The organism is Mucilaginibacter sp. KACC 22773 (assembly GCF_028736215.1).
Classification (GTDB): Bacteria; Bacteroidota; Bacteroidia; order Sphingobacteriales; family Sphingobacteriaceae; genus Mucilaginibacter.
The window spans coordinates 5,251,194-5,266,216 of record NZ_CP117883.1 but is presented as its reverse complement, the minus strand read 5'-3'; the positions used below and the strand labels follow the sequence as shown (position 1 = coordinate 5,266,216).

Genomic DNA, 15,023 nt, shown 5'->3' with positions numbered 1-15,023 from the left:
ATTCGTTACAAGGGTACTAAAAATTGCAGGCCTGCTATACACCTATACAGGTATTTAACATTTATTAACAGCTTAATTGATATCAGCAGCGTAACAGTTAATAAACTTAGGTTTAAGGATGGCTTATAAACAAATCAGCCGCATAAAGATCGGACTTTATACGGCTGATTTACATTTTATTACAATTTATTATGCTTCTGCGGCAAACATATCGTCATAATAATCTAAACCAAGGTGGGTTATCAAATCTTCGCCCATTAAATAACGAAGTGTGTTCTCTAACTTTATCAATTGTTTAAATATATCATTCTCGGGATGTAAACCGGCAGCGGTTTGCGGCGATTTAAGATAAAACGATAACCATTCCTGGATACCACTCATACCGGCACGCTTGGCCATGTCGCTAAATAAAGCAAGGTCGAGCGCGATAGGGGCGGCAAGGATGGAGTCGCGGCAAAGGAAGTTAATTTTGATTTGCATTTTATAGCCCAGCCAGCCAAAAATATCAATGTTGTCCCAGCTTTCTTTGTTATCGCCATGAGGGGGGTAATAATTGATACGGATTTTGTGGTAAATGTTGCCATACAGTTCCTGGTTATCTTCGGGTTTAAAAATATCTTCCAGTACGCCTAATTTTGATACTTCTTTAGTTTTAAAGTTGTCCGGATCATCCAATACCAAACCATCGCGGTTACCTAATATATTGGTTGAAAACCAACCGTGTACACCTAACGAACGTGCAGCAAGGCCCGGTGCCAAAACTGTTTTCATTAAAGTTTGGCCGGTTTTAAAATCTTTACCTGCAATAGGCGTTTTGGTTAATTTTGATAGCTCAATTAAAGCGGGGATATCAACGGTTAGGTTAGGGGCGCCGTTTGAGAAAGGTACGCCTAATTTTAAAGCCGCGTAAGCATATATCATGCTTGGTGCTATCAGTTTGTCGTCATCTTTTAAGGCTTGTTCAAAAGCTGCAAGCGACTGGTGGATGGCCGACGCCTCGTAATAAATCTCTGTCGATCCGCACCATACCAATACAACACGGTCTAAACCGTTTTGCTCTTTAAAGTTTTTAATATCCTCCATTACCTGTTGTGCCAGCTCATAACGTGTGCCGGTTTTAACGTGGGTACCTGTAAGGTTTTTAGCGTAATTTTGATCGAAAGCGGCCTTCATCGGCACAATGGCTTCCAGTGCCGGTTTTACAGCATCCAATAACGACGATTCCAATACCTTTGCATTTGATGCAGCCTGGTAAACGTTATCTTCGTACACATCCCATCCGCCAAAAACGATATCGTTTAACTGGGCAAGCGGCACAAACTCATTAATTTTAGGGTTACGGTTTTCGGTACGTTTACCTAAACGGATGTGCCCCATTTGTGTAAGGGAGCCAATTGGTTGCGAAATGCCTTTTTTTACAGCTTCAACGCCGGCAATCAACGTGGTGGCTACTGCGCCCAAACCAGGGATAAGGATACCCAGTTTACCTTCGGCAGGAGAAATTTTGATTTTCATTATACTTATTTATTGTTTAATTGTTGGGATAAAACGGCTGTTTATTTAATTGCTCCGTTGTTATCATCTGTTGTTTTATTTATTAGTAAGTACCTGATTATTAATTTACTTAAACGTTTAAGTAAATTGCTTTGATTTTGTTTTATTTCAATTTTAATGCTCCATGTATTAATGTTTAGTTTGCCTGGCGGTTATAACCAGTCGTTGGCCCTGTACCACTTTAGTGTTTCTATTAACCCGGTTTGCAAATTATACGTTGGATAAAATCCAAGGTGCGATTTGGCTTTCTCGATATCAACCGACCAGTTTACGGCCATGAGTTCGTTTAGCTTCTCCATGTTAATGATGGCGGCTTTGTTGCTCAAAGAACTAACTTTTTCTGATACCAGGGCTATTATTTTTACAAATATTACAGGTAAATGAAATTTAAAGGTTTTTAAGCTCAAAGCTTCCTTGGCTAAATTAGCCAACTCATATTTACTGTAATAATTGCCATCGCTAAGGTTATAATCGGTATTATTTCCGTCGTATAACGATTTTATGGAAGCTTTGGCTACATCCTTTACATATATAAAGGTTAACTTTTGGTCGGCCTTGCCCATGTATGGCTCAAGGCCGCGGGTAAGCTGCTTAAAAAATATAAATATGCCGGTATCCCTTGGGCCATAAATAGCCGTTGGGCGCAATATAGTATAGTTTAAATTTTCAACCGTCCTTAACTGTTCTTCGGCCAGTAGTTTACTGCGGCCGTAAGCAGTAACCGGGTTGGGTTTGATAGTTTCGCTGATAGCGCCGGATAATGTTTTAAGTGGCCCAAGCGCTGCCAGGCTGCTGATGAGAACAAATTTTTTAAGATTGATGCCTGCCTGTACAGCAGCAGAAGCGAGGTTGAAAGTATGGGTGGCATTAATATAGTTATAAGCCGCCTGTGATTTGGCTGCCGTAACACCGGCCGCGTGGATGATATAATGGGGCTTAATATCTGCAAGCTGTTGCTTTAGCGCAGTAAGGTCGCGGTAGTTAAGGTTAACAAATTTGATATCGAGATTTTTCAGGTGGTCTGTTTTGCTGCTTTTACGCACGGCGGCATATACCTCAAAATTGTTGTGTAACGCCTCTTCGATAATGTGAAACCCCGCAAAACCGCTTGCCCCGGTTATTAAAACCTTTTCCCTCATATCGCTTTTTGGTACATCCTGTATGTTTTGTACGGATCGCCTTTGATGGCTTCTATAGCCCGGTTTACCATGTCATTATGCTCTAAAGTCCAGCCGGCTTCGGCATGTTTAAAACCTTTGGCTTTGTACTCTCTTATGATAGTACCATATAAACAGGCTTCGATACCCATTTTACGGTAACCATCTATTACCCCTAACGCATAAATGCGGATGCTTTGTATGTTTTTTTTACCAAACAGCAGCTTAAAAATGCCGGTTGGCAACAAACGGCCCCTTTTTATCTTCTGAAAAATTTCGTTATAATTTGGCAGGGCCAGGCCAAATGCTACAATTTTGCCTTCTTGTTCGGCAACCAAAGCAAAATCAGGGTCGAGGATCAGCTTAAGGTCTTTGGCCAGGTAATCAAATTCCTCGTTGGTTAAAGGCACAAAACCGGTATTGCTATCCCAGGCCGAGTTATATACTTCGCGAAGCTTGGCCGCCTCCTCTTTGAATTTTTTTAAATTTACTTTGCGAATGATGATATTGCTCCGTTTTAAACGCTCCTCTAAAGAGTTTAATAACCTTACCGATTTATCGTCATATTCCTGCCCGTCCCAGTGCCATGCTATCATGTCAACATCTTTACCAAAGCCATAGCTTTCAATAAGGTTGGCGTAATATGGTTTATTGTAGGTGTTCATTAAAAACGCCGGGCTATCAAAACCTTTAATCAATAATCCGCAGGGCTCATTGGTGCTAAAGTTTACCGGGCCTAAAAGCTGGCCGGTTATACCTTTGTTTTTAAGCCAGCCGGTAACTACATCAAACAGCAGGTTTGAAACCTCGGTGCTGTCTATACAATCAAAAAAACCAAAAAAACCATCGTTTTTCTGATTGTATTCGTTGTGGGCATTGTTCAGGATGGCTGCAATACGGCCTACAATTTTATCGCCGTCGTAAGCTAAAAATGGCTGTACCTTGTTGTGCTTATGAAAAGGGTGAATAGTTAGCAGGTCGCGCTGGGCGATAAACAGTTCTGGCACATAGTTTGGGTCGCCCTCATACAAATCATGCGGAAAATCAATAAATGAAGCCAGTTCTTTTTTTGAACTAACTGTTACAATTTTTATCATGAGTGGTTTGCACTAATTGGTTGCCCTAAGGCTATATGAAACGTAAAAGTCCGTGTGTATACGGTTGCTTTAATAAAACAGCAGCCAAATATGCACACGGACACTTTATAAGATTATATTTTTTCTTTAACGGAAGTAACGCCTACGTCTTTAAAAATTTTAGTCAGTTTCTCAACAGCTTCCTCAATTTGCTCAAATGTATGGGTAGCCATTAAGGAGAAGCGCAGCAACGATGAATCTGAAGGCACAGCAGGCGAAACAACCGGGTTAACAAATATGCCAGCCGCCTGCAGCTGTTTGGTTACCAGGAAAGTTTTCTCGTTATCGCGTACATAAATAGGCAATATCGGGCTTTCGGTTGGGCCAAGGTCAAAACCTTCGTCAAGCAAAAGTTTCATGGCGTAATTGGTATTATCCCAAAGTTTCTGAATCCTTTCGGGTTCCGATTCCATGATATCCAGGGCCGCAATTACGCTGCCAACTGATCCTGGTGTCATACTCGCGCTAAACATCAACGAACGGCCGCGGTGCTTAATAAAGTCAACCGTATCCTTATCGGCAGCTATGAAACCACCCAACGAAGCTAATGACTTACTAAAGGTACCCATAATAAGGTCAACATCCTTGGTAAGGCCAAAGTGGGATGCAGTACCTGCTCCATTATGACCGATAACCCCCAGGCTATGCGCATCATCAACCATGATGTTTGCACCATATTGGTCGGCAAGCTGCACTATTTCAGGTAGCTTAACAATATCACCTTCCATGCTGAAAATACCATCAACAGCAATAACCTTTACAGCTTCTTCGGGCAATAATGCCAGTTTGCGCTGCAGGTCGTTCATGTCGTTGTGGGCGTATTTTAACACTTTTGAAAACGAAAGGCGGCTGCCGTCAATGATGCAGGCATGATCGTACTCGTCTAAAATAATGTAATCATTACGGCCCGTAATGCAGGATAGTACGCCAAGATTTACCTGGTAGCCTGTGCTGAATAAAACGGCGGCCTCTTTGCCAACTAAAGCGGCAAGCCTGTTTTCTAACTCAATATGAATATCCAGTGTACCATTTAAAAAACGCGATCCGGCACAGCCTGTGCCATATTTATCAATCGCTTTTTTTGAAGCTTCTTTAATTTTCGGGTGATTGGTAAGGCCTAAGTATGAGTTAGATCCAAACATTAATACCCTTTTGTTGTCAATTAATACTTCAGTGTCCTGAGCAGACTCAATAGGCCTGAAATAAGGATACAATCCCTTCTCCCGGAGCATATTTGCAACCTGGAACTCGGCGATCTTCCCATGTAGTTTTTTAACCATGTATTAACTCTGCTTTAATTTTGCGTAAAAATACCATGAATAAGTGTATAACTTATACGGTAAATGTAATTTTTTTTAAATAAGGCTACAGAACATGTAAGTTCTGCCAAAGCCACATTAAACCACATGGCAAATTAATTAATTTTTTTATTTATTTGCTATCCCTTATTTTCATTTTTTTGTAAAAACGGCCAAAGCTGGTTTTTTACCGCATTTTTTATAAAGTTTACGTAAAATTTTTGTGGTTGGCGCTATTTTGCTAATATTAACCACATATTCGCGTATCCCCTATGCAATTTGGCTAAAACTATAACATCGCCGTATTTGTAGTTTAAGTCGGCGATCATTGGCACCCATTCTTTCGTATGAAAAAACTAAAGTACTTATCCCTCTTAACGATAGTCAATTTAACATTAATTTTACATTCACCGGCTTTCGCACAAACAGGTGTTGATACAATTACCGGGCCAGTTACGCTTAAGCAAGCTGTTGACTACGCGCTGCGCAACCAGCCGGCTGTAAGGCAGGCCGCTATTGATGAGCAAATAAACGAGCGCGATATCAGGATCGGTTTATCGGGATGGCTGCCCCAGGTAAATTCATCGGGCCTTTATAATTACTATTTTAAAGGACAGCCGCAGGCGGGTGCATCGGGGGCCAATATTCCATCAAACGCAGGCAGCATCCGTAACCTGTCGACCCTGGGCGTTACCGCATCGCAGGTGATTTATAATAACGATGTGTTGCTGGCTTCAAAGGCCTCAAAATATTCGCGGGAGTATTATAAGGATAACACGTTAAGCAGCCAGATAAATGTTGTGTCGGATGTAAGCAAGGCTTTTTTTGATGTACTGTTATCGCAAAAGCAGCTGGATATTACTAATGAGGACATTACCAGGCTGCAGCGAAGCTTAAAGGATGCCACCAACCGGTACCAGGCAGGCGTATCTGATAAAACAGATTTTAAACAGGCAACTATTGCCCTTAATAATTCTATCGCTACACGTAAAGCGACGGAGGAATCTATTAAAAGTAAAACCGCTTATTTAAAACAAATTATGGGGGTAGGCGGCCCGGGTAACATTACCCTGGCTTATGATTCCTCCCGATATGAGCAGGAGGCTGCCATTGATACCAACCAGGTGCTTGATGTAAATAACCGGATTGAGTACCGCTTGCTGCAAGCCAGTAAAGCGCTAAAAAATTTAAATGTTGATTATTACCATTATGGCTTTTTGCCTTCGTTATCGGCGGTGGGCAGTTATAATTACGCCTACTTTAACCACAATTTTAGCCCGCTGTATAGTAATGCCTACCCTACAGGCTATGTTGGCTTAACGTTAAACCTGCCTATTTTTCAGGGCGGCAAACGCCTTCAAAATTTAAGCAAGGCACGTTTGCAGGTTGAACGTACCGACCTGGATATTGCAAATACCAAAAACAGCCTTAACACCGAATATGTACAGGCCCTTGCCGGTTATAAAAGCAATTACACCAGCTATAAACTGGTGCGCGAAAATGTTGACCTTGCAAAGGATGTATATAAAATAGTAAGCCTGCAATATCGCGAAGGCGTTAAAACGTACCTTGATGTTATTGTAGCACAATCAGACCTGCGTACAGCCGAATTAAATTATTATAACGCCCTGTTCCAGCTGTTGGCCAGCAAAATTGACCTGCAAAAAGCGTTGGGCACGTTGCCGGTACAATAATAATAATATGGCTTTCAGCATGCTTTTTTAAGAAAATACTCAAACGAACAAATTACTATAATGAAGAACAGATATATATATTGGTTAGCCCCGGCGGCATTATTAGCATGGGTATCATGCGGTAAACACGATAAAAAGGGCGCAGCCGCCCCGCCGCCAATCCCGGTTTCAATTGCCGAAGCAAAAGATGGTAATGCTACCTATTATGATAGTTACCAGGGGACGGTTATATCCGTTAACACTGTTGAACTGCGCAGCCAGGTGCCGGGTTTTGTAACCGGTATATTTTTTAAGGAAGGCGACGTTGTTGAAAAGGGCAAAGTGCTTTATGAAATTGATAAGCGCAAATATGAAGCGGCTTATCAGCAGGCGGCTGCCAACGTATTAAGTGCGCAGGCCAACCTTACCAAAGCCCAAAAAGATGTTGACCGCTACAATATGTTGTTAAAAAACGACGCCATTGCGCGCCAAACTGTCGACCAGGCTGTTGCCGCTTATGAAACCAATAAGAGCGCTGTAGCAGTGGCCAAAGCGGGTCTTGCGTCGGCAGCTACTGATCTTTCTTACGCTACTATACGGGCGCCTTTTACGGGCCGTATAGGTATATCGCAGGTAAGGTTGGGGGCGCAGGTAGCCGTTGGCACTACGCTGATGAACACCATATCGGCCGAGCACCCTATTGGTGTTGATGTGGTGATTAACGAGCAGGATATTAACCGTTTTTATGGCCTGCAAAAATCAAGCAGCGATACCACTTTTAAATTACAATTACCCGATGGTAAAACCTACAATAAAACAGGCAAAGTTTTAGCTATTGACAGGGGGGTAAGCAGTGGTACCGGCAGCATCAAAGTAAGGATCCAGTTCCCGAACGAAGATGATGTATTGAAAGATGGCATGAGCTGCGTTTTACAGGTGCTCAACAACCAATCGGGTAACAGGGTTCAAATACCTAATAAAGCCGTGACCGAGCAAATGGGCGAGTTTTTTGTTTTTGTAACCAGGGATACCACAGTTAAAGATACCGCCGACGATAAAACGATAAAAGACAGGCGGGATACTATTGCCAAACAAGTAAAAGTGAAGCTTGGCCCGCGTGTAAATACCAGTATTGTAGTAATGGAAGGTATTAAAGCAGGCGATAAAGTGGTAACTGACGGTTTCCAGCGTTTGCGCGATGGCGGCCGGATTACACTTGGCGCAGGTGGCCCGCCGGCTGGTGCAGCACCCAAAAAATAGTATGAACAGATAAGGAAAAATTTAAGCGATTGGCAGGATAATCCCCTGCAAAACTTAATAATAAAAAGAATGATTGCAGATACTTTTATAAAACGACCGGTTACCGCGATAGTGATCTCCCTGGTGATTGTTATTGTTGGTTTACTGTCAATGAGCAGCCTGCCTATCGGGCAATATCCTGATATAACCCCGCCCACGGTTTCGGTTACAGGTACGTATACCGGTGCCGATGCCCTCACTGTTGAGCAAACGGTTGCTACCCCTGTAGAGGTGCAGGTAAATGGTGTACCCGGCATGACCTACCTGCAAAGTAACAGCAGCAGCAACGGCCAGATGAGCATGACCGTTAACTTTGATGTAGGTACCGATATTAATATAGCCGCGCTTGATGTGCAAAACCGGGTTGGTATTGCTACACCCACTTTACCGCAGGAGGTACAGCGCCTGGGCCTTGTGGTGCGTAAACGTAACCCAAGTATATTAATGCTGGTGGCCATGTTTTCGCCAAAAGGGACGCATGATGTTACATTTACTGACAACTATGCCAACGTTTTTATAAAAGATGCTATACTGCGTACCAAAGGCGTAGGCGATGTGGTGAGCCGTGCCGATGATTTTAGTATGCGTATCTGGCTTAACCCTGCCAAGCTGGCTTCGTTAGGCATGAGCGCCGCCGACGTTACCGCTGCCCTGGCCGAACAAAACGCCCAGGTAGCTCCCGGCACCGTTGGCGCCACGCCGCAACAAGCGTCGCAAACCTTTGAATATTCGGTACTGGTTAAAGGCCGTTTAAGCAAACCCGAAGAGTTTGGTAACGTAATTATTAAAACGGTGCCCGCTACCGGTGCCATTGTGCACTTAAAGGATGTGGCACGTATTGAGCTGGGTAAGTTTAACTACTCGGGTAATTCGTTTGTTGATGGCAAAAGGGCATCATACCTGCTGGTTTACCAGGCGCCAAACAGCAACTCGCTCGAGACTGCCCAAAACGTTTATGACACCATGAACGAGCTTAAAAAAAGCTTCCCTGCCGATATTGATTATGTAGTGCCTTTTGAAGCGGTTACCGTGGTAAAAGTATCAGTAGGCGAAGTGGTTGATACCTTACTTATTGCTTTGGGGCTGGTTATTGTGGTAGTATTTTTATTCCTGCAAAACTGGCGCTCTACGTTAATTCCTGTTTTGGCCATACCGGTATCTATTATAGGTACTTTCATATTTTTTATACCCCTGCACTTCACTATCAATACCCTAACCTTGTTTGGTTTTGTGCTTGCTATTGGTATTGTGGTTGACGATGCCATTGTGGTGGTTGAGGCTGTGCAACATTATATGGATGAGGAAGGCATGACGCCGACAGAGGCTACCAAACACGCCATGGCCGATATATCGGCACCGGTAATTGCCATCGCTTTAATATTAGCGGCTGTATTTGTGCCGGTAGGTTTTGTGCCAGGCATTGTAGGGCGGCTTTATCAGCAATTTGCTATCACTATAGCAATATCGGTATTGATATCGGCTTTTGTTGCACTTTCATTAACTCCGGCTTTGTGTACGCTGCTGCTTCGCCCGCATAAAATAGATAATAAATCAAAGGGGCTTAATAAATTCTTCTTTGTATTTAATGAATGGTTTACCCGTGTAACCGGCAAGTACCGCAATACGGTTGATAAGGGAATAAAGCACTCCAAATTTGTTATTATTATACTGGTATGTATTATTGTTGGCGCGGTATTGCTATTTCATAACAAACCATCGGGCTTTATTCCGCTGGAGGATGACGGCCGTATTTATATTACCTATGATTTGCCCGAAGCTTCATCAACCGTACGTACAGTTGACGTATTGCACCAGATGATGAAAACACTGGATAGCATCCCCGAAATTGCACACTATGCAGCATTGGGAGGCTTAAATGTTATCAGCTTTGCCAGTAAGGCCAATAGCGCCACCATGTTTGTGCAGCTTAAACCCTGGGACGAACGTAAAGAAAAAGAACACCAGATAACGGCGCTGGTTGCCAAACTAAACCAAAAGTTGGCCCGGTTTAAGGAGGCCAACGTGGTGGTTATTCAGCCGCCTGCTATACCTGGTTTAGGTAGCACCGGTGGTTTCTCGTTTATCCTGGAAGAAAAACAGGCCGGCGGGGATATTAAGGTATTTGAAAAAACGTTGCGCACATTTATTACCGAATTAAACAAACGGCAGGAAATTGCACGGGCTTTCTCCTTTTTTACGGCAAGTACACCCGCTTACCAACTAACCATTGACAGGGAAAAGGCAAAAAAATTAGGCGTATCCATATCTGATGTTAACAGCGCCCTGCAAACTTACTTGGGTAGTACCTATATTAACGATTTTACCATTTACGGGCGAAATTTCAGGGTGCTTGCGCAAGCCGATACTGCCTTTAGGACCAACGTAAGCAACATTGGGCAGTACTTTGTGCGTAACCAGTTTGGCACCATGGTGCCGTTAAGTACCCTTACATCCTATAAGGTTATTGAAAATTCACCGTTAATAGCGCATTATAACCTGTTCCGTTCGGCCGAGATCAATGGCAGCACCAAACCTGGCTACAGCAGCGGCGACGCTATTACCGCTTTAAAAGAAGTGGCGGCCAAATCATTGCCACAAGGTTTTGGGTACGAATTTTCGGGCTTGAGCCGGGAGGAATTACTATCGGGATCAAAAACGATTTACATATTTGCCCTCTCAATCGGGTTTGTATTCCTGTTTCTTGCCGCCTTGTATGAAAGCTGGTCGGTGCCATTCTCGGTATTATTATCGGTGCCATTAGGCGCGTTTGGGGCTATCCTTTTCCTTAGTTTCTGGCCCGATCTTACTAATAACGTTTACGCCCAGATTGGTTTGATAACCTTGATTGGGCTGGCGGCCAAAAACGCCATCCTGATTGTTGAATTTGCCAAAGAACGGGTAGATAGAGGGATGAACCTTGAAAAAGCTACCCTCGAGGCGGTAAGGCTAAGGCTGAGGCCGATCATCATGACTTCAATGGCCTTTATATTGGGCGTTGTGCCACTGATGATAGCATCCGGTGCGGGCGCCGAAGCCAGGAAGACTATCGGCTGGACAGTATTTGGAGGTATGTTAACCGCCACGTCGCTGGCTATATTTATAGTGCCGGTGTTGTACTACCTGATAACCAAATTTGCTTACGGTAAAGAGAAGCTTGCCGAAATGGAAAAAAATTACAAACCCGAAAATGGGCACGGGCCACAAGCTTGATAAATTAGCAAAAGCTAATACACAAAAATGGCCGGAAGAAATTCCGGCCATTTTTGCTAAAAAAACGAGCGTAATTTTAGCAACCAATTAAAAACGATTTAGCAATCTGATGCAGAGGTCTAATTTATTTTAGCGCATAGTTAATATAGCCACCATCGGCCAATAATTCTGCACCGTTTATAAAGCTTGCATCGTCCGAGGCGAGGAACAACACTGCCTTCGCAATTTCATCGGCATCGCCCAACCTTTGCAGCGCCGTGGCGGCAGCTAAATATGTCTTTGCTTCAGGAGGTACTGCATAATCTAATCCTGGTGTTTGAACTGGCCCCGGGCTAATAATATTTACGCGGATCTTTCTGTCGGCCAATTCATTTGCGGCAATCTGGGCAATTTTATTTAACGCCCCCTTGGTGGCAGAATATACGCTGGTGCCTAAATTTGAAGCTGTTGCTACTGTTGAGGATGTGAATATTACAGATGCCCCATTTGCCAGGTGCGGAATTAATTTTTGCAGCGTGAAAAACAGGCCTTTCACATTGGTGTTAAATTGGGCGTCAAAATCTGCCTCTGTTGCCTGTTCAATTGGGGCAAAAACAGCTATTCCTGCGTTAAGGAAAAGTACGTCTAATTTGTTTCCGCTTGCAGTAACTGCTTTTTCAAGAATCGAAATCTCTGCCAGTTTTGAAGTGTCCGACACTACGGTTTGCAAATTTGGGCTGTCGATCTCCGTGGCAGCTTTTTGCATATTACCGGCACTTCTGCTGGTAATCCAAACGTTTGCCCCGGCATTGATAAATGCTTTTGCGGTTGCTAATCCAATTCCGGTGCTACCCCCGGTTATAACTACATTTTTACCTTTAAAGTTCATGACTTATTTTTTTAATATTTACGAAGCAAACTTAGGATATAGAAATTTATTTTAGTTACTTTGTAACTAAAAGTAACAGTAACATTTGGGTAACAAGGTAACTTATGGCTGACTATGTATGTGTGCCAGGGCACAAAAAAGAAATTATGGCCGTGCATGATGCAATGGACGTGCTGAACGGCAAATGGAAAATCTCCATTATCTCATCTATCTGCTATTATAATAAAAGAAGGTTCTCTGATATTTTGAACGACGTAAACGGCATATCAAACAAGATGCTGAGTAAGGAATTAAAGGAGCTGGAAGTAAATAAGCTGATAAAGCGGACTGTTTTAGACACTCAGCCTGTAACCGTTCAATATAACCTGACCGAGTACGGACAAACACTGCAGACTATTATCAACAACCTGGCCGATTGGGGAATGAAACACCGACAGGTAATTATAGATGATAAGTAAAATTAAAATAGGAGAGGCTCAAAACCTCTCTTTTTTGTTTTTGGCAAAGCCATATAGCTCGCTGCGGACGGCTGTTTTTACATCATTTTAGTTTAAACCAAACAGAAATTCTTTAATAGGATACACTATGCTGAACAGTAGTGCTCCTGTTTTCTGAACATTAATTTGATGTTAAGTTTATTTCATAAATAGATAAAAAGTTGGTATTTGAGAGTGAAATAGTGTGCTGATAATCAATATCTAAGCACATGTTTTTTGTAACATACCTGTTGTAAGAATTGATTTTTGAATAGTCATGCCAATCTCACAAGCGCCAAAAAATGCTACAATGGCAAAGTATTTGTAAAAGGGGTATCAACGCGGCAATAAAACCGCGGACTATTTACTAAAAATTACAACTATGAAAACAGTGACAAAAGTTATAGCAGGCGCTTTTACAGCAGCAGCTATATTCGTCGGAACAAATGTTAATGCTCAAACAACCCCAGCCAACAAATTACGCTTTGGTATCGGTGTTGAAGCTGGTATACCAACCGGCGACATTCATGATTATTCAAAATTTGAATTAGGTGGTACAGGACGTTTACAATATGGTGTAAACAACAATGTGGCCTTAACGCTAACTTCGGGTTACTATAATTTCTTTGGTAAAACTTACACTACTTCGGTAACTACACCAACGGGTACTGCCACATCAACCTTTAAGGCCAGATCATTGGGTATGATCCCTGTTAAAGCTGGTGTTAAAGCATTCGTGTCTGATGGTTTTTATCTTGCAGGCGAAGCTGGTGCAGGCTTTGAAGTTCATCCAACTGTAGCGGGTGGCGATAAAAACACTAAGCTGATCCTTTCACCCGGTTTAGGTTATGCAACCAAATCATGGGATATAGGAGCACGTTATGAAAACTTCTCGGGCCAGGGTAGCAACTATGGCCTGGTAGGTTTGCGTGTAGCTTACGGGTTTGGCTTGTAATATCCAAAACTCCAGTAATAACAGGAAAGCCCCTCGTCGTGATGATGAGGGGCTTTCTTGTTATTGTCTGAATCAGAATTTACAGAATTAGTGAATTAGCAGAATTTAAGTTGAAACGTTCTTCATTTTCAAATCTTCAAATTAATTATTTCATCTGCACATTTAAAATCTGAAATCTGCACATCTTATACCAGTTTCCCCAGCGCTTCTTTAATCCTTCTTACGGCTTCAATTAGCTTATCTTCGGCCGCAGCGTACGATAAACGGATAGCAGTAGGGTCGCCAAACGAATCGCCGCCAACGGTGGCAACATGGGCTTCTTCTAAAAGATAAATGCTCAGTTCATCAGCATCTTTAATGGTTTTGCCATTATAGCTTTTACCAAAGAACGAAGTTACCTCGGGGAAGAAATAGAAAGCGCCATCCGGCAGGTTTACTTTTAACCCTTCAATTTCGCTTAGTAACTTGTATACTATATCGCGGCGTTTTTTAAATGCGGCGCGCATTTCCAGTACAGTTTCTAAACCACCTTCGTAAGCGGCAACACCGGCACGTTGGGTTATAGAGCAGGTACCAGAGGTTATTTGTCCCTGCATTTTATCGCAGGCAATGGCTATCTCTTTGTTTGATGCCGTGTAACCAATTCTCCAACCGGTCATGGCAAATGCTTTCGACCAGCCGTTGATGATGATCACACGATCTTTAATATAATCAAACTGCGCTATTGATTCATGTTTATCAACGTAGTTAATGTGCTCATAAATCTCGTCGCTTAAAATATATACATGCGGGTGTTTTTCAAACACTTTGGCCAGGCCTTCCAATTCATCCTTACTGTAAACGCTGCCCGTGGGGTTACAAGGCGACGAGAACATAAACAATTTGGTTTTAGGGGTTATGGCTGCCTCTAATTGCTCAGGGGTAATTTTAAAGTTTTGTTCAACAGTAGTGTTTATAAAAACACTTACGCCTTCGGCCAGTTTAACCACCTCGCTGTACGATACCCAGTAAGGGGTAGGGATAATTACTTCTTCGCCCGGATTAACCAAACACAATACCGCGTTGGCAATGGCTTGTTTGGCACCGGTTGAAACTACTATCTGGCTAAAATCATAATCAAGTCCGTTTTCGTTCTTCAGTTTGGCAACAACAGCCTTACGCAGTTCAGGATAGCCTGCTACGGGTGTGTAGTAGGTAAAGTTTTTATCCATGGCCTGCTTGGCAGCTTCTTTAATGTGTTCAGGGGTATGAAAATCAGGCTCGCCAAAGCTCAAACTGATTACATCCACGCCTTTTGCGGCAAGTTCACGGCCCAATTTGGCCATTTTAATTGTTGCTGATTCGGACAGGTTATTTATCCGGTTACTTAATGCGCTCATATAAATTATGTTATCGCG

At 42.7% G+C, this 15,023-nt stretch carries 11 protein-coding genes; 5 read left to right on the top strand and 6 right to left on the bottom strand.

Features of this window, described 5'->3' with window-relative positions; genetic code table 11:
- Positions 1 to 189: 189 nt before the first annotated feature.
- From PQ469_RS21705 to spt, 4 genes are all read right to left on the bottom strand, one after another.
- Positions 190 to 1,515 carry an inositol-3-phosphate synthase gene (locus PQ469_RS21705; RefSeq protein WP_090653221.1) on the bottom strand — a complete coding sequence of 442 codons (1,326 nt, stop codon included), beginning with the start codon at positions 1,513 to 1,515 and terminating at the stop codon, positions 190 to 192.
- A gap of 191 nt (positions 1,516 to 1,706) precedes the next feature.
- Positions 1,707 to 2,693: an NAD-dependent epimerase/dehydratase family protein gene (locus tag PQ469_RS21700; RefSeq protein ID WP_274209547.1), complete on the bottom strand. Its 987-nt coding sequence runs from the start codon at positions 2,691 to 2,693 to the stop codon at positions 1,707 to 1,709.
- Entirely contained in the window at positions 2,690 to 3,808 is a 1,119-nt protein-coding gene (locus PQ469_RS21695; protein ID WP_274209546.1) for a GNAT family N-acetyltransferase, read from the bottom strand. The genes PQ469_RS21700 and PQ469_RS21695 overlap by 4 nt, the downstream gene beginning before the upstream one ends.
- A 113-nt stretch (positions 3,809 to 3,921) precedes the next feature.
- On the bottom strand, positions 3,922 to 5,127 hold the full coding sequence (spt, locus tag PQ469_RS21690) for a serine palmitoyltransferase (RefSeq protein WP_090653224.1): 1,206 nt from the start codon (positions 5,125 to 5,127) through the stop codon (positions 3,922 to 3,924).
- 365 nt (positions 5,128 to 5,492) lie between these two features.
- Here spt and PQ469_RS21685 point away from each other — a divergent pair, with 365 nt between their 5' ends.
- The 3 genes from PQ469_RS21685 (at position 5,493) to PQ469_RS21675 (ending at position 11,327) form a co-directional block, all read left to right on the top strand.
- On the top strand, positions 5,493 to 6,839 hold the full coding sequence (locus tag PQ469_RS21685) for a TolC family protein (protein WP_274209545.1): 1,347 nt from the start codon (positions 5,493 to 5,495) through the stop codon (positions 6,837 to 6,839).
- Positions 6,840 to 6,899: 60 nt separating this feature from the next.
- Complete coding sequence (locus PQ469_RS21680) at positions 6,900 to 8,078, top strand: efflux RND transporter periplasmic adaptor subunit (RefSeq protein WP_274209544.1); 1,179 nt, start codon at positions 6,900 to 6,902, stop codon at positions 8,076 to 8,078.
- 69 nt (positions 8,079 to 8,147) lie between these two features.
- Positions 8,148 to 11,327: an efflux RND transporter permease subunit gene (locus PQ469_RS21675; protein ID WP_274209543.1), complete on the top strand. Its 3,180-nt coding sequence runs from the start codon at positions 8,148 to 8,150 to the stop codon at positions 11,325 to 11,327.
- A gap of 124 nt (positions 11,328 to 11,451) precedes the next feature.
- Here the strand turns inward: PQ469_RS21675 and PQ469_RS21670 are convergent, their stop codons facing one another.
- Positions 11,452 to 12,195 carry an SDR family oxidoreductase gene (locus PQ469_RS21670; protein ID WP_274209542.1) on the bottom strand — a complete coding sequence of 248 codons (744 nt, stop codon included), beginning with the start codon at positions 12,193 to 12,195 and terminating at the stop codon, positions 11,452 to 11,454.
- 104 nt (positions 12,196 to 12,299) lie between these two features.
- On the opposite strand from PQ469_RS21670, the gene PQ469_RS21665 reads away from it, so the two are divergent.
- Both PQ469_RS21665 and PQ469_RS21660 read left to right on the top strand, forming a co-directional pair.
- A complete protein-coding gene (locus tag PQ469_RS21665) occupies positions 12,300 to 12,653 on the top strand; it encodes a winged helix-turn-helix transcriptional regulator (protein WP_274209541.1) in 354 nt (117 codons plus the stop codon).
- A 400-nt stretch (positions 12,654 to 13,053) separates the two neighbouring features.
- Positions 13,054 to 13,626, top strand: a complete 573-nt coding sequence (locus PQ469_RS21660; RefSeq protein ID WP_274209540.1) for a hypothetical protein — start codon at positions 13,054 to 13,056, stop codon at positions 13,624 to 13,626.
- A gap of 185 nt (positions 13,627 to 13,811) precedes the next feature.
- On the opposite strand, the gene PQ469_RS21655 is transcribed toward PQ469_RS21660, so the two are convergent.
- Positions 13,812 to 15,005 carry a pyridoxal phosphate-dependent aminotransferase gene (locus PQ469_RS21655; protein ID WP_177183958.1) on the bottom strand — a complete coding sequence of 398 codons (1,194 nt, stop codon included), beginning with the start codon at positions 15,003 to 15,005 and terminating at the stop codon, positions 13,812 to 13,814.
- Positions 15,006 to 15,023: the final 18 nt, after the last annotated feature.